A 14,512-nucleotide genomic window follows, 5' to 3' on the forward strand; every position below is an offset into this window, starting at 1 on the left:
GGCCGCCCGCGCCCCGGGATCACCGGGGTGCGGGCGGCCCGTCGGCCGTGGCGGGAGCGTCAGCCGCCGAGGCCGGGCAGCGGGAGGGCCTGGGTCAGGCCACCGACCGGGGTGCTGCCGAGACCCGGGATGCTCGGCACGCCGGCGCGGGGGGCGGCGTCCGCGGCCGGGGCCATCGCCTGGCCGGCGCTCGGGGCCAGGGTGCCGAGGGTGCCGGCGACCTTGTCACCGCCGGGCAGCTTGCTCGCGGTGTCGGTGACCGCGCCGGTCACGGCGGGGTTGGTCACGGCACCGGTGGGAAGCCCGAGGCCACCCGCGGCGACCGGGTCGGCGGACGCGCTGCCGGCGCCGACCGCCGCGATGGCGAGCCCGAGCACGGCGGTGCCGGCGGCCTTGAGAGTGGCCTGCTTCATGTTCGTCCCCTTGGATCCTCGTCGGTGGCCGACATTCACGGCGGGGTAGCGGGTTCCGCCACCTCCGCCGGTCGGCGTTGACTGCCACACCGTAGTGATCGGATCGCACGGGGACCAAAGGCCGTTAACCCACACGAGTGGGTAGTCAGATGAACGCCAACACCCAGGGGTGACCAGGGCGTTCACCCGACCGACCGCACCGCCTCAGGAGGTCGCGCTGAACAGCCACTCCGCCTTGAGCTCGGCGTAGCCCGGCTTGATCACGTCGTTGATCATCGCCAGCCGCTCGTCGAACGGCAGGAACGCCGACTTCATCGCGTTCACGGTGAACCACTCCATGTCGCCCAGCGTGTAGCCGAACGCCTCCACCAGGTGCCCGAACTCGCGGCTCATGCTGGTGCCGCTCATCAGCCGGTTGTCGGTGTTGACCGTGACCCGGAACTTCAGCCGGCTGAGCAGCCCGATCGGGTGCTCGGCGTACGACGTGGCGGCCGCCGTCTGCAGGTTGGAGGTCGGGCACATCTCCAGCGGGACGCGCTTGTCGCGCACGTACGCGGCCAGCCGGCCCAGCTCGACGCTGCCGTCCTCGTTCACCGTGATGTCGTCGACGATCCGCACGCCGTGGCCGAGCCGGTCGGCGCCGCAGCACTGCAGGGCCTCCCAGATCGACGGCAGGCCGAAGGCCTCGCCCGCGTGGATGGTGAAGTGGTTGTTCTCGCCCTTGAGGTAGTCGAAGGCGGCCTGGTGGCGGGTGGGGGGGTACCCCGCCTCGGCACCGGCGATGTCGAAGCCGACCACGCCGCGGTCGCGGTGGCGGTTGGCCAGCTCGGCGATCTCCGAGGAGCGGGCCGCGTGCCGCATCGCGGTGATCAGGGTGCCGACGCGGATCCGGTGACCGGCCGCGCGGGCGTTCGCCTCGCCGAGGCGGAAGCCCTCGTTGACGGCGTCGACGACCTCGTCGAGGGTGAGGCCGGCCTCCAGGTGCTGCTCGGGGGCGTAGCGGACCTCGGCGTACACGACGCCGTCGGCGGCCAGGTCCTCGGCGCAGTCCGCGGCGACCTTGATCAGGGCCTCGCGGGTCTGCATCACGGCACAGGTGTGCGCGAAGGTCTCCAGGTAGCGGACCAGCGAGCCGGAGTCGGCGGCCTCGCGGAACCACTCGCCGAGTTCCTTCGGGTCGGTGGTGGGGAGGCCCTCGTAGCCGACCGCGGCGGCCAGCTCGACGATGGTCTCGGGCCGCAGCCCGCCGTCGAGGTGGTCGTGCAGGAGCACCTTCGGGGCGCGGGCGATCTGGTCGGGGGTGGGGATCCGGGGGCCGGTGCCCGCGGTGGTGACAGGGGTCTGGTTCTCCATTGCGGGAGTGTAGCTCCTACGCGCGTAGACAGGCCACACCCGCGCGGCCGGTTCGGCCAATGTGCACCGGGAATTCCTCCGAAGGGCCGAGCGCGGCGCACGGGCGCGCGGCGCGCCCGGTCAGTCGTGCTGCAACAACCGCCCCCGGCGGGCAAGCACGAAGTCGCGGAACGCCGCCACCGGCGGGGTCGGCGGCCGGCCCGCCGCCCAGGCCAGGCCGATCGCCCGCCGGGTGCGCGGCGCCGTCACCTCCAGCTCGACCACCCCCGGCCGGGGCACCAGCGCGGGCGGCAGCAGCGCCACCCCGAGCCCGGCCGCGACCAGGCCGCGCAGCGTCTCGGCGTCCTCGCCCTCGAAGGCGAGCCGCGGCACGAACCCGGCCTCGGCGCAGAAGCCGTCGGTGATCGCGCGCAGCCCGTAGCCGCGCTCCAGCCCGACGAACGGGTCCCGGGCCACCTCGGCCAGCCGGATCCGGCGCCGCCCGGCCAGCCGGTGGTCGGCCGGCACCACCAGGTGCAGCCGCTGCTCGTCCAGCGGGCGGGCCACCAGCGCCGGGTCGTCCGGCACCGGCGAGACCAGGCAGAGGTCCAGCTCGCCGGCCAGCAACCGCTCCAGCATCGCGCCGACGTAGTCCTGCACCAGCTGGAACCGCACCTGCGGGTGCGCCGCCCGGAACCCCCGCAGCAGCGCCGGCACCGCGTCCGTCCCCATCGTGTGCAGGAAGCCGAAGACCACCCGCCCGGCCGCCGGGTCCGCCTCCGCCCGGGCCGCCTCGGCACCGCGTTCGACCTCGGCCAGCGCCCGCTCCACCGAGGCCAGCAGCAGCCGGCCGGCCCTGGTCAGCCGGACGGTCCGGCCCTGACGGGCCAGCAGGTCCACGCCCAGCTCGGCCTCCAGCCGGGCCACCGCCCGGGACAGCGTCGGCTGTGGCACGCCCAGCAGCGCGGCCGCCTGCGTCATGTGCTCCAGCCGGGCCACCGCCGCGAACTGCGCCAGCCGGGGCGCGAGTTGGACGGCCGGCAACTCCGGCCCCAGCTCGGCCGGCCGGTGCGGGCGATCGGCCTCGTCCGTGCCCTCCGCCACTCCCGCGCCATCCTCACCGCTTCGACCTGCACTCATACTCCTGCGCATCGATTCTCCCGCATTCATGCATTGGACGCATCAGCGCGGCCGGTCCTAACGTCGACGACATGCAGCCCGCCAGTACCGGGGCGTCCGCGACCGTGCCGGATGCCCTCACCAAGCCGTCCCCGCGCGCCACCGACGACGCCCGCCACCGCCCCGGGCAGCGCGCCTTCCGCCGCGCCAACCTGGCCCTCTTCGCCGCCGGCATCGCGACGTTCGTCCTCCTCTACTCCACCCAGGGCCTGCTGCCGGTCCTCTCGGCCGACCTCGACCTCACCCCCGGCCAGGCCAGCTGGACGGCCTCCGCCGCCACCCTCGGCCTCGCCCTCGCGCTGCTCCCGGCCAGCGCCCTCTCCGACCGGTACGGACGCACCGCGGTGATGACGGCCTCCGTGCTCGCCGCCTCCGCGCTCGCCCTGGCCCTGCCCTTCGCGCCGGACCTCACCACCCTGGTCGTGCTGCGCGTCCTCCAGGGCGCCGCCCTCGCCGGGCTCCCCGCCACCGCGATGGCGTACCTCGCCGAGGAGATCCACCCCAGCGCACTGGCCTCCGCGATGGGGCTGTACGTGGCGGGCAACAGCATCGGCGGCATGGGCGGGCGGCTGATCTCCGGCTGGACGGCCGCCGGCTTCGGCTGGCGCTGGGGCCTGGCCGCCTCCGCCGCCCTCGCGCTGCTGGCCGCGCTCGCCTTCCGGCTGCTGATCCCGCCCGCCCGCCACTTCACACCCGCCCCGGTGGACGCCCGCGCGCTGGCCCGCACCGTCGGCCGCCACCTGGGCAACCCGCTGCTGGTCCGGCTGTACGCGCTCGGGCTGCTCTTCATGGCGGTGTTCGGCGCGGTCTACAACACCGTCGGCTACCGCCTGATCTCCGCGCCGTTCCACCTGCCGGAGTCGGTGGCGGCCTCGATCTTCGTCGTCTACCTGGTCGGCACCGGCACCTCGGCCGCCGCCGGACGGCTCTCCGGCCGCCTCGGCCGACGCGGCGCGCTGTACGTGGCGATCGGCGTGACCACCGCCGGCCTGCTGCTCTCGCTCGCCGACTCACTGCTCTGCGCGCTGCTCGGCCTGGTGCTGATCACCGCCGGCTTCTTCGCCGGCCACGCCACCGCGTCCTCCGCCGTCGGCCGCACCGCCACCGAGGGCCGCGCCCAGGCCTCCGCGCTGTACCTGATCGCCTACTACCTGGGCAACAGCCTCGGCGGCACCATCGGCGCCGACGCCTACCACTCCACCGGCTGGCCCGGCGCGGCCGCCGTCGGCCTCACCGCGATGACCCTCGCCGCCGGCGTCACCCTCTACGCCACCCGCCGCGCCCACACCACCCGCCGTGCGGCCGTCCCGGTGGGGCGCTGACGATCGGCTTCTCCCCGGCGGATACCTGACACAGGGTGTCGGGTATCCGCCGTAGCTTCCTCTCGTCACCCAGCCCGTTCGACCGTCGACCGACGGACCAGAGGAAGAAGACGCCATGGCCACCTACGTACTCGTCCCCGGCATGCTGCACGGCGCCTGGTGGTACCGGCCGCTCACCCAGGGGCTCCGCGCCGCCGGGCACGAGGTGTACCCGGTGACGCTGACCGGCGTCTCCGAGCGCGGGCACCTGAACAACGCGGCGGTCGACCTGGACACCCACGTGCAGGACGTGGTCGGACTGCTGGAGGCGGAGCGGCTCACCGACGTGGTGCTGGTCGGGCACAGCTACGGCGGGATGGTCCTCTCCGGGGTCGCCGACCGGGTGCCGGAGCGGGTCGGGGCGCTGGTGTACGCGGACGCCTTCGTCCCCCGCGACGGCGAGTCGGCCTACCGGATCGTCAACGAGGTCTGGAAGCAGCGCTACCTGGCCGGCGCCGCGGCGGGCGGCGGTGTCACCGTGGTCGGATCGAACCCCGCCCTCGACCCGCGCGCCACCGTCCACCCGGTGGCCAGCCTCCTCCAGCCGATCGCCCTCACCGGTGCGGCCGACGCCGTCACCCGCCGGGTCTACATCCACGCCGAGCGCTTCGAGGACAGCCCGCTGCTGGAGACCTTCGACCGCCTGCGCGACGACCCGGCCTGGGCCGTGCACACCCTCCCGGTCGGCCACGATCTGATCCACGAGGCCCCCGAGGAGTTCCTGAAGATCGCCCTCACGGCGGCCGGCTGAGCGACGGCGCGGCTGCCGGGGCCCGTCGATACACTCCGAGCATGAGCATCGATCCTGCTGCGTACGCCCGGTTGCGCGAGATCGCCGATCAGCTGCCGCAGATTCCCGGAATAGGGAAGGTCGAGATCGCTGACGGCGAGATCGTCATGATGATGTCCCCGGTGAAACGGCACGAGCTCGCCGTGATCCGCCTGGCCCGGCAACTGAACGCCCAGTTGCCGAACACCCACCCCGGCTACATCGCCCACGGTGGCGCGGATCTGGAGGACGTCGGACTGGGACGGCTGCGCAATCCCGACCTGATGGTGTTCCCCGAAGCCGCCCTGGACGACGAGGGACGAGCTCTGCTCCCCCACGAGATCCTGCTGGTGGCGGAGATCGTCTCGAAGTCGAACCCGGAGAACGACTACCACGGCAAGGTCCGCGACTACGCCGCCATGGGCATCCCGCTCTACCTGCTGGTCGACCCCCGCAAGGGCACCGGCATCGTCCACGACGGGCCCGGCTACCCGTCCCGCAGGGCGTTCGCCTTCGGCGACACCGTCACCGTCGGCCCGTGGACGCTGGACACCGGTGTCCTGCGCACGTACGCCTGAGCGGCCGCACGTGCGCAGGACGGCGGGTCACGCGATGCGGTCCAGCACGATCGGGTTCGGGGTGAACGCGGTGCCCGCCGGGGCGACCTCGATGCCGCCGGCCAGCGCCTCGATCGCGTAGTCGTAGCGCTCGGGGGTGTCGGTGTGCAGGGTCAGCAGCGGCTGGCCGGCCACCACGGTGTCGCCGGGCTTGGCGTGCATCTCGACGCCGGCGCCGGCCTGCACCGGGTCCTCCTTGCGGGCCCGGCCGGCGCCCAGGCGCCAGGCGCAGACGCCCACCGCGTACGCGTCCAGCGCGGTGAGCACGCCCGAGGCCGGGGCCGGGATGACGTGCTGCTCGCGGGCGACCGGCAGCGGGGCGTCGACGTCGCCGCCCTGGGCGGAGATCATGCGGCGCCAGTGGTCCATCGCGGAGCCGTCGCGCAGCGCGTCGGCCGGGTCCTTGCCGTGCACGCCGGCCGCGGCGAGCATCTCGCGGGCCAGCGCCAGGGTGAGCTCGACGACGTCGGCCGGGCCGCCGCCGGCCAGCACCTCGACCGACTCGCGGACCTCCAGCGCGTTGCCGGCGGTGAGGCCGAGCGGGGTCGACATGTCGGTCAGCAGCGCGACGGTGTTGACGCCGGCCGCGGTGCCCAGGCCGACCATGGTGCGGGCCAGCTCGCGGGCGTTGTCCAGGTTCTTCATGAAGGCGCCGGAGCCGACCTTCACGTCCAGGACGAGGGCGCCGGTGCCCTCGGCGATCTTCTTGGACATGATCGAGGAGGCGATCAGCGGGATGGCCTCGACGGTGCCGGTGACGTCGCGCAGCGCGTACAGCTTCTTGTCGGCGGGGGCCAGACCGTCACCGGCGGCGCAGATGACCGCGCCGGCGTCGTGCAGCACCTTCATCATCTCGTCGTTGGAGAGCAGGGCGCGCCAGCCGGGGATCGACTCCAGCTTGTCCAGGGTGCCGCCGGTGTGGCCGAGGCCGCGGCCGGAGAGCTGCGGGACGGCGGCTCCGCAGGCGGCGACCAGCGGGGCGAGCGGCAGGGTGATCTTGTCGCCGACGCCACCGGTGGAGTGCTTGTCGCTGGTGGGCTGCGCGAGGGAGGAGAAGTCCATCCGGACGCCGGAGCGGATCATCGCGTCGGTCCAGCGGCTGATCTCGCGCGGGTTCATGCCGTTCAGCAGGATCGCCATGGCGAGGGCGGACATCTGCTCGTCGGCGACGTCGCCGCGGGTGTAGGCGTCGATGACCCAGTCGATCTGAGCGTCGCTCAGCTCTCCGCGGTCGCGCTTGGTCCTGATGACGGAGATGGCGTCCATGGCTGCTCCAAGAGGGGGTTCAAAATGCGAAGAGTGTCGCGAGCTGGCCGGATTGCGGCCCCACTCGCGACACTCTACGCGCGTAACAGAAACAAAGACTAGAGCCGCTCCGGCCCGAACGCGTCGGGCAGGACCTCGCTCATCGGCTTCACGCCGGACGGCAGCTCGACCAGCAGATCGGGCCCGCCGTGCTCGTACAGCAGCTGGCGGCAGCGGCCGCACGGCATCAGCAGACCGCCGCTGCCGTCCACACAGGTGAACGCGGTCAGCCGGCCGCCACCGGTGGCGTGCAGCATGGAGACCAGGCCGCACTCGGCGCAGAGCGCGAGTCCGTACGAGGCGTTCTCCACGTTGCAGCCGGTGACCACCCGACCGTCGTCCACCAGCGCGGCCGCGCCGACCGGGAACCTGCTGTACGGGGCGTAGGCGTGGGTCATCGCCTCGCGCGCCGCCGCCCGCAGTGCCTCCCAGTCGACCGCCGCCGCGGGGGCCGTCACTTGCCCTGGCCCTTGCGGTAGATCTGGCCGTCGGCCTTCGGCGGCCGCAGCCGCTGCGAGGCCAGCGAGAGCACCACCAGGGTGATCACGTACGGCGTCGCCACGATCAGCGGACGCTGCACCTCCTCGGTGGTGGCGTACCAGACCGCCAGGCCGCCGGCCACCACGAAGGTGATCAGCGCGGCCGGGATCTTGCGGCGGTACAGGTTCCAGAGGGCCAGCAGGAACATCGCGATGGCGACCACCAGGATCAGCACGTGCACCGACTCCGGGTCACGCAGCTGGAGGCTGTCGGTGAAGCCGAACAGACCGGCGCCCATGGCGAGGCCGCCCGGCATCCAGTTGCCGAAGATCATCGCCGCGAGGCCGATGAAGCCTCGGCCGTTGGTCTGGCCGTCCTTGTAGAAGTGCGCCGCGACCAGCGAGAGGTACGCGCCGCCGAGGCCCGCGAAGGCGCCCGAGGTGATGACCGCGAGGTACTTGTACTTGTAGACGTTGACGCCCAGCGACTCGGCCGCCGTCGGGTTCTCGCCGCAGGAGCGCAGGCGCAGGCCGAACACGGTGCGCCAGAGGGCGAAGTAGCTGACCACGATCAGCGCGCCGGCCAGCAGCACGACCACCGAGATGTTGGTGACCAGACCGCCGAGCACGCCCGCGACGTCGGACACCAGGAACCAGTGGTGGGTCTCGATGTCCTTCAGCCCGGAGGAGAGCCCGGGGATGGTGATGTACGGCAGCGGATCGGCCGGCGGGGACTGGTTCGCCCCGGCGCCGACGGAGATGTAGTCCTTGTAGTAGATCCGGTTGACGTACGCGCAGATGCCGGGGATCAGCAGGTTGACGCCGACACCGGAGACGATGTGGTCGACGCCGAAGGTCACCGTGATGACGGCGTGCAGCAGACCGCCGAGCGCACCGCCGAGCATGCCGGCCACCAGGCCGAACCACGGGTTGACCAGGTAGCCGCCCCAGGCGCCGCAGAAGGTGCCGGCGACCATCATGCCTTCGAGGCCGATGTTGACCACGCCGGCCCGCTCGGACCAGAGGCCGCCCAGACCGGCCATGCCGATCGGCACGGCGGCGCTGAGCGCGGCGGTGACCTGGCCGGAGGAGGTCAGCGAGTGGTTGCCGGTGGCCATGCCCACGGCGGAGAAGAGGACCAGGGCGCCCGCGATCAGCAGCAGCACCACCGGCCAGGACAACTTGCGCTTCTTGGCGGGAGCGCCCGGCGCCTTCGCGCGGGCAGCGGTGGCCGTGCTCATGCGGACACCTCCTTCTTCTCGTTGGCGGCAGCCTGGGCCGCGAGCTCGGCGCCGACCTTCTGCTGCTGGCGCTTGAGGCCGTAGCGGCGCACCAGCTCGTAGGCGACGACGACGCAGATGACGATGGTGCCCTGCATGACCGGGACGATCTCGAACGGGAAGCCGCCCTGGAGGGGCAGCTGCGAGCCGGTGGCGTCCAGGAAGGCGAACAGCAGCGCGGCGAAGGCCATGCCGATCGGGCTGTTGCGGCCGAGCAGGGCGACCGAGATGCCGAGGAAGCCGAGGCCGCCCTGGAAGCTCTGACCGAAGTTGTACGAGTTCTGCAGCAGCTCGGGCATGCCGATCAGGCCGGCCAGCGCACCGGAGACCACCATCGAGGTGACGACCATGCGCTTGACGTTCACGCCGGAGGCGGTCGCGGCGGTCTCGGAGCGGCCGGTGGCGCGCAGGTCGAAGCCGAAGCGGGTGCGGGTCAGGGTGAACTGGAAGGCCACGCCGACCAGGATCGCGATGAAGAGGAAGCCGTAGAGCGGCCCGCCGTCGGTGTTGATCGCGAAGAAGTGGCTGGACTCCGAGACCGGGCTGGTCTGGATGGAGTTGCTGGTCGAGCTCTTCTCCGGCGCGAAGATGCCGGGGACGAGCAGCAGACCGACGATCGCCACCGCGATGGCGTTCAGCATGATGGTCGAGATGACCTCGCTGACGCCGCGGAAGACCTTCAGCAGACCGGCGATGCTCGCGTACAGGCCACCGACCAGCATGGCGGTGATCAGCAGCAGCGGGATCTGGATGAACGACGGCAGGTCGAGCCGGCTGCCGACGAACGCCGCGAACAGCGCCGCGACCTTGTACTGGCCCTCGACACCGATGTTGAAGAGGTTCATCCGGAAGCCGAAGGCGGCGGCCGCGGCGGCCAGGTAGTACGTGGTGGACCGGTTGAGGATGGCCACCTGGCCGTCCGACTTGGTGGCGTACGTGATCATCACGTTCCAGGCGTCGAACGGGTTCTTGCCCGAGGTCGCCAGGAGCACCGAACAGATCACGACGGAGAGCAGCACGGCGAGCACCGGTGCTGCGAGGGCGAGCACGATCTTCTCGCCGTCGAACCGCTGCGCCAGCTTGCTCTTGGCCGCGGGGTTGGGACTGGTCATGTGGCTACTCCCCCGCCTGCGGGTCGGCGGTGTCGGTGGGGGTGTCGGACGAGGTGGCGTCCTGGGCGGCGGCGTCCTCGGTGGAGCCGGTCCCGGCGGCCTCGGCCTCGGTGCCCTCCGCGGTGACCGCGTGGAACTCCTCGACGGCCTCGGGCTCGGACTCGATGTGGCCGCGGGCGGCACCGGTCATCGCGGTACCCAGGTCCTCGGCGGTGACCGTGGCCGGGTCGGCGTCGGCCACCAGACGGCCGCGGTAGATCACCCGGATGGTGTCGGAGAGGCCGATCAGCTCGTCCAGGTCGGCGGAGATCAGCAGCACCGCGAGACCGGCCCGCTGGGCGGTCCGGATGTGCTCCCAGATCTGCGCCTGCGCGCCGACGTCCACCCCGCGGGTGGGGTGGGCGGCGATCAGCAGCTTGGGGTCGTGGCTCATCTCGCGGCCGATGATCAGCTTCTGCTGGTTGCCGCCGGAGAGCGATGCCGCGGTGACCTCGATGCCGGGGGTGCGGACGTCGTACTCGTCGACGATCCGCTGGGTGTCCTTGCGGGCACCGGCCGGGTCGAGCAGCAGGCCCTTGGAGTTCGGGCTCTCGGTGACGTGACCGAGGATCCGGTTCTCCCAGAGCGGGGCCTCCAGCAGCAGGCCGTGGCGGTGGCGGTCCTCGGGGATGTAGCCGATGCCGGCCTCGCGGCGGCTGCGGGTGAGCGAGCCGGAGAGGTCCTTGCCGTCCAGTGTGACGGCGCCGCCGTCCAGCGGCAGCATGCCCATGATGGCCTCGACCAGCTCGGCCTGGCCGTTGCCCTCGACACCGGCGATGCCGAGGATCTCGCCCTTGTGGATCCGCAGCGAGATGTCGTCGAGCACCACGCGCTCGATGCCCTCGGCGTCGGTCTTGGCGATCCGCAGGTCCCGGACGTCGAGCATCTCGGTGGTGGTGACGGTCGACTCGCGGCTCCCCGGGGAGGGCAGCTCGGCGCCGACCATCAGCTCGGCCAGCTGGCGCGCGGTGACGTTCGCCGGGTCGGCGTCGCCGACCGTGGTGCCGCGCCGGATGACGCTGATCGCGTCCGCCACCGACAGCACCTCGTGCAGCTTGTGCGAGATGAAGATGACGGTGACGCCCTCGGCCTTGAGCTCGCGCAGGTTGCCGAAGAGCGCCTCGACCTCCTGCGGGACGAGCACCGCGGTGGGCTCGTCGAGGATCAGGATCTTGGCGCCGCGGTAGAGCACCTTGAGGATCTCGACCCGCTGGCGGTCGGCCACGCCGAGGTCCTCGACCAGCGCGTCCGGGCGCACGCCCAGGCCGTACTGGTCGGAGATCTCCTTGATCTTCGCCTTCGCCTTGGCCCCGATGCCGTGGAGCTTCTCGCCGCCGAGGACGACGTTCTCCCAGACGGTGAGGTTGTCGGCGAGCATGAAGTGCTGGTGCACCATGCCGATGCCGCGCGAGATGGCGTCACCCGGGGTGTTGAACTCGCACTGCTCGCCGTTGATCGCGATGGTGCCCTCGTCCGGCTTCTGCATGCCGTAGAGGATCTTCATCAGCGTCGACTTGCCGGCGCCGTTCTCACCCATGAGGGCGTGCACGGTGCCGGTGCGGACGGTGAGGTTGATGTCGTGGTTGGCCACGACGCCGGGGAAGCGCTTGGTGATGCCGCGCAGTTCGACGGCCGGTGTCGCCGTCCCCGCGCTGGGGGTACCGCCCTTGCTGAGGGCGGGGTCGGATGCGGTGATGGCGATCTCCTGGTGGTCTGGAGGCGCGTCGTTGCGCTGGAGGGCCAAGAAAAAACGGTGGGGTACGGGACGGGGCCCGGGGGTACGCACTGAGCGCACCCTTCCGGGCCCCTCCCTGATGCTGCGTCAATCATTGCGCTGCCGGGCAGGCGGCAGCGGCAGCGACGTCCGGGCGCGCCTTACGGAGCGGTCGGGACGGTGGTGGCGCCGCTCTTGATGGCGGTGGCGGCGTCGTTGAGCTTGCCCTGGATGTCGTCGATCTTGCCGCCGGTGGTGGCGAGCGAGACGCCGTCGGCCTTCAGGTCGAAGTTCTTCACGCCGGTGAAGGGGGAGCCCTTCTTGGCGGAGTCGATGTAGGCGAAGACGGCCTTGTCGACGTTCTTCACCATCGAGGTGAGGATGCTGGCCTTGTACTTCGCCAGGGCGGGCTGGGCGGCCTGGTCGGAGTCGACGCCGATCGCCAGCTTGCCGGCGTTGGCGACGGCCTCGATGGCACCGTTGCCGGAGGAGCCGGCGGCGGTGTAGATGACGTCCGCGCCCTTGTCCAGCTGACCCTGCGCGGCCTCCTTGCCCTTGTCGGGCGAGTTGAAGCCGGAGAAGTCCGGGGGGGTGGTCAGGTAGGTGGTCTCGACCGCCATGCTCGGGTCGACGGACTTCACACCCGCCTTGTAACCGGCCTCGAACTTCTTGATCAGCTCGGACTGCACACCGCCGATGAAGCCGACGTGCTTGGTCTTCGTCTTGAGGGCGGCGGCCACACCGGCCAGGTACGAACCCTCCTGCTCCGAGAACGTCAGCGAGGTGACGTTGCTCGGCTGGGTGTCGGACGCCGAGTCGATGATCGCGAACTTGGTGTTCGGGTTGTCCTTGGCGACCTTCTCGACGGCGCCCTGGTACACGAAGCCGACCGCGATGATCGGGTTGTAGCCGGCGGTGACCAGGTTCTTGAGCCGGGTCTCCTTGTCGGCCTCGGCCTCACCGGTCTTGGCGTCGGCCTCGGTGACGGCGACGCCCAGGTCGGCCTTGGCCTTGTCGAGACCGCGGGCGGCGGAGTCGTTGAACGACTGGTCGCCACGACCACCGATGTCGTAGGCCATACCGACCTTCAGGCCGCCCTCGGACGAGCCGGAGGAAGCGGTGGTGTCGTTGCTCTTTGCGCCGCAAGCGGCGAGCGAGGCGATGCCCAGGGAACCCGAGAGCACAACCGCAGCGAGCTTAGTAGAACGGCGCAAGGGAGTATCTCCTTCTCACACGCACCCGTTTAGCGTGGTCGGACGCCACCGTAACGCGCGTAGAACACGGTTGGGTCACAGGTCGCCGGAGCATTCGGGTTGTTATCAAACCGTGGTCTGACAGTCTTCCCGGGGCCCCTTTCCCGTACGCGGAGGGTGATCGGAACTGGCGCTGCCCAGTGTACGTAACCGGACAAAAAGCCAGGAAGCAGGTAAATCGGGCGTTGCTCGATCGAGGCCCGGCCCGGTGAACCGACGGCGGGCCCGGTCCGTTGCGGACCGGGCCCGGGACGCCCACCGGGGAGCGGACTACGCCCCCTCGGTCTCCAGCGCCAGCGCCGCGAACAGCTCCACGCCGATCCCGATCGCCCGCTCGTCCGCGTCGAAACGGCCCTGGTGAAGGTCACGGACCGTGCTGTCGCCGGGAGTGCGGACGCCGAGCCGGGCCAGCGCGCCCGGGGCGTGCTCCAGGTACCAGGAGAAGTCCTCGCCGCCGAGGCTCTGCTCGGTGTCCTCCACCACCTGCTCGGCGGCCGCCGTGGCGCGCCCCTCGTCCCGGTGCCCGAAACGGGCCGTCATCGCGGCCTCCAGCAGGCCCACCGAGACGGCCTCGTTGACCACCGGCGGCACCCCGCGGTGGTAGTCGAGCGTCCACTTCGCCCGGTAGGTCTCGGCCAGCTTGGCGATCAGCTCGTGCAGCAGGTCCGGCGCCTCGCGCCAGCCCTCCAGCTCCAGGCAGCGGACGGTGCCCTCCAGCTCGGCGTGCTGCGGGATGACGTTGGGGGCCGAGCCCGAGGCGATCCGGCCCCAGACCAGGCTGACGCCCCAGCGCGGGTCCATCCGGCGGGACAGCGCGGCCGGCAGGTCGGCGGCCATCCGGGCGATCGCGGTCACCAGGTCGGTGGTCAGGTGCGGGCGGGCGGTGTGGCCGCCGGGGCCGTCCAGGTGCAGCACCAGGCGGTCGCAGGCCGAGGTGATCGCCCCGGTGCGCAGCGCGATCCGGCCGGCCTCCACCTTCGGGTCGCAGTGCACCGCGAAGATCCGGCCGACGCGGTCCATCCCGCCGGCGGCGATCACGTCCAGCGCGCCGCCGGGCATCAGCTCCTCGGCGGGCTGGAAGATCAGCCGGACCGGGCGGCGCAGCTCGCCGGACCGGGCTGCCTCGGCGAGCACCAGGGCGGTGCCCAGCACGACGGAGGTGTGCACGTCGTGCCCGCAGGCGTGGGCCCGGCCGGCGACGGTCGACCGGTACGGCACGTCCGTCTTGGCGTCGTCGATGGGCAGCGCGTCGATGTCGGCGCGGAAGGCCAGGAACTCGGCGCCGCGCGGGGCGCCCTCCGGGACGATGTCGACGATCATCCCGGTGCCGCCGGGCAGCACCCGGGGGGCCAGACCGGCGGCCGTCAGCCGGTCGCGCAGCAGGGCGGTGGTGCGGAACTCCTGGCGGCCCAGCTCCGGGTGGCGGTGCAGATCGCGGCGGAACGCGATCAGCTCCGGCTCCAGCGCCGCGACACGGTCGCGCAGGGCGGCGACGGGGCGGGCAGCGGTGGGCATGACGGCCGGCTGGGCGGACTCAGGACGGTTCATCTCAACAAGGGTAGGCCTGTTGGGGGGATTTGGCCCGACTTCCCGAAAAGAAGTCCCCGTATGGGCGCATAGGGGCTGAGCAGGTGGGTATGACATCTCGTTTCAGTCGCC

General features: G+C 71.9%; 13 protein-coding genes. 3 read left to right on the top strand and 10 right to left on the bottom strand.

Annotated elements, in window-relative coordinates:
• Positions 1 to 59 precede the first annotated feature (59 nt).
• The 3 genes from ACIF6L_RS00315 to ACIF6L_RS00325 form a co-directional block, all read right to left on the bottom strand.
• Positions 60 to 413: an ATP-binding protein gene (locus tag ACIF6L_RS00315; protein WP_396485549.1), complete on the bottom strand. Its 354-nt coding sequence runs from the start codon at positions 411 to 413 to the stop codon at positions 60 to 62.
• Between the two features lie 204 nt (positions 414 to 617).
• Positions 618 to 1,766: an adenosine deaminase gene (locus tag ACIF6L_RS00320; RefSeq protein ID WP_329488009.1), complete on the bottom strand. Its 1,149-nt coding sequence runs from the start codon at positions 1,764 to 1,766 to the stop codon at positions 618 to 620.
• A gap of 120 nt (positions 1,767 to 1,886) precedes the next feature.
• The gene (locus ACIF6L_RS00325; RefSeq protein ID WP_396485552.1) at positions 1,887 to 2,849 is read right to left on the bottom strand and encodes a LysR family transcriptional regulator; all 963 of its coding nucleotides are present in this window, start codon (positions 2,847 to 2,849) and stop codon (positions 1,887 to 1,889) included.
• A 107-nt stretch (positions 2,850 to 2,956) separates the two neighbouring features.
• Between ACIF6L_RS00325 and ACIF6L_RS00330 the strand changes: the two genes are divergently transcribed.
• The 3 genes from ACIF6L_RS00330 to ACIF6L_RS00340 all read left to right on the top strand — a co-directional run bounded on the left by ACIF6L_RS00330 (position 2,957) and on the right by ACIF6L_RS00340 (position 5,632).
• Positions 2,957 to 4,246: an MFS transporter gene (locus ACIF6L_RS00330; protein WP_396485554.1), complete on the top strand. Its 1,290-nt coding sequence runs from the start codon at positions 2,957 to 2,959 to the stop codon at positions 4,244 to 4,246.
• 115 nt (positions 4,247 to 4,361) lie between these two features.
• Positions 4,362 to 5,036 (top strand): alpha/beta fold hydrolase, encoded by a 675-nt coding sequence (locus ACIF6L_RS00335; RefSeq protein WP_396485556.1) that lies wholly within the window; start codon positions 4,362 to 4,364, stop codon positions 5,034 to 5,036.
• Positions 5,037 to 5,077: 41 nt separating this feature from the next.
• Positions 5,078 to 5,632 carry a Uma2 family endonuclease gene (locus ACIF6L_RS00340; RefSeq protein ID WP_396485557.1) on the top strand — a complete coding sequence of 185 codons (555 nt, stop codon included), beginning with the start codon at positions 5,078 to 5,080 and terminating at the stop codon, positions 5,630 to 5,632.
• Positions 5,633 to 5,659: 27 nt separating this feature from the next.
• Here the strand turns inward: ACIF6L_RS00340 and ACIF6L_RS00345 are convergent, their stop codons facing one another.
• The 7 genes from ACIF6L_RS00345 to ACIF6L_RS00375 form a co-directional block, all read right to left on the bottom strand.
• Complete coding sequence (locus ACIF6L_RS00345) at positions 5,660 to 6,937, bottom strand: thymidine phosphorylase (protein WP_359803565.1); 1,278 nt, start codon at positions 6,935 to 6,937, stop codon at positions 5,660 to 5,662.
• A gap of 98 nt (positions 6,938 to 7,035) precedes the next feature.
• A complete protein-coding gene (locus tag ACIF6L_RS00350; protein WP_329488014.1) occupies positions 7,036 to 7,434 on the bottom strand; it encodes a cytidine deaminase in 399 nt (132 codons plus the stop codon).
• Positions 7,431 to 8,696 (bottom strand): ABC transporter permease, encoded by a 1,266-nt coding sequence (locus tag ACIF6L_RS00355; protein WP_352291250.1) that lies wholly within the window; start codon positions 8,694 to 8,696, stop codon positions 7,431 to 7,433. The genes ACIF6L_RS00350 and ACIF6L_RS00355 overlap by 4 nt, the downstream gene beginning before the upstream one ends.
• On the bottom strand, positions 8,693 to 9,847 hold the full coding sequence (locus ACIF6L_RS00360; protein ID WP_329488016.1) for an ABC transporter permease: 1,155 nt from the start codon (positions 9,845 to 9,847) through the stop codon (positions 8,693 to 8,695). The genes ACIF6L_RS00355 and ACIF6L_RS00360 overlap by 4 nt, the downstream gene beginning before the upstream one ends.
• A gap of 4 nt (positions 9,848 to 9,851) precedes the next feature.
• The gene (locus ACIF6L_RS00365; RefSeq protein WP_396486174.1) at positions 9,852 to 11,423 is read right to left on the bottom strand and encodes an ABC transporter ATP-binding protein; all 1,572 of its coding nucleotides are present in this window, start codon (positions 11,421 to 11,423) and stop codon (positions 9,852 to 9,854) included.
• A 338-nt stretch (positions 11,424 to 11,761) separates the two neighbouring features.
• The gene (locus ACIF6L_RS00370) at positions 11,762 to 12,814 is read right to left on the bottom strand and encodes a BMP family ABC transporter substrate-binding protein (RefSeq protein ID WP_329488017.1); all 1,053 of its coding nucleotides are present in this window, start codon (positions 12,812 to 12,814) and stop codon (positions 11,762 to 11,764) included.
• A 309-nt stretch (positions 12,815 to 13,123) separates the two neighbouring features.
• Positions 13,124 to 14,368, bottom strand: a complete 1,245-nt coding sequence (locus ACIF6L_RS00375) for an amidohydrolase (RefSeq protein WP_396486175.1) — start codon at positions 14,366 to 14,368, stop codon at positions 13,124 to 13,126.
• Positions 14,369 to 14,512: the final 144 nt, after the last annotated feature.

This window comes from Kitasatospora sp. NPDC086009 (genome assembly GCF_044540385.1).
Taxonomy (GTDB): domain Bacteria; phylum Actinomycetota; class Actinomycetes; order Streptomycetales; family Streptomycetaceae; genus Kitasatospora.

Coding starts and splice junctions, on each gene's coding strand:
- ACIF6L_RS00315 (WP_396485549.1), bottom strand. CDS start 413: ATGAAGCAGGCCACTCTCAAGGCCGCCGGCACCGCCGTGCTCGGGCTC.
- ACIF6L_RS00320 (WP_329488009.1), bottom strand. CDS start 1,766: ATGGAGAACCAGACCCCTGTCACCACCGCGGGCACCGGCCCCCGGATC.
- ACIF6L_RS00330 (WP_396485554.1), top strand. CDS start 2,957: ATGCAGCCCGCCAGTACCGGGGCGTCCGCGACCGTGCCGGATGCCCTC.
- ACIF6L_RS00335 (WP_396485556.1), top strand. CDS start 4,362: ATGGCCACCTACGTACTCGTCCCCGGCATGCTGCACGGCGCCTGGTGG.
- ACIF6L_RS00340 (WP_396485557.1), top strand. CDS start 5,078: ATGAGCATCGATCCTGCTGCGTACGCCCGGTTGCGCGAGATCGCCGAT.
- ACIF6L_RS00345 (WP_359803565.1), bottom strand. CDS start 6,937: ATGGACGCCATCTCCGTCATCAGGACCAAGCGCGACCGCGGAGAGCTG.
- ACIF6L_RS00355 (WP_352291250.1), bottom strand. CDS start 8,696: ATGAGCACGGCCACCGCTGCCCGCGCGAAGGCGCCGGGCGCTCCCGCC.
- ACIF6L_RS00360 (WP_329488016.1), bottom strand. CDS start 9,847: ATGACCAGTCCCAACCCCGCGGCCAAGAGCAAGCTGGCGCAGCGGTTC.
- ACIF6L_RS00365 (WP_396486174.1), bottom strand. CDS start 11,423: ATGGGTGAGAACGGCGCCGGCAAGTCGACGCTGATGAAGATCCTCTAC.
- ACIF6L_RS00375 (WP_396486175.1), bottom strand. CDS start 14,368: ATGCCCACCGCTGCCCGCCCCGTCGCCGCCCTGCGCGACCGTGTCGCG.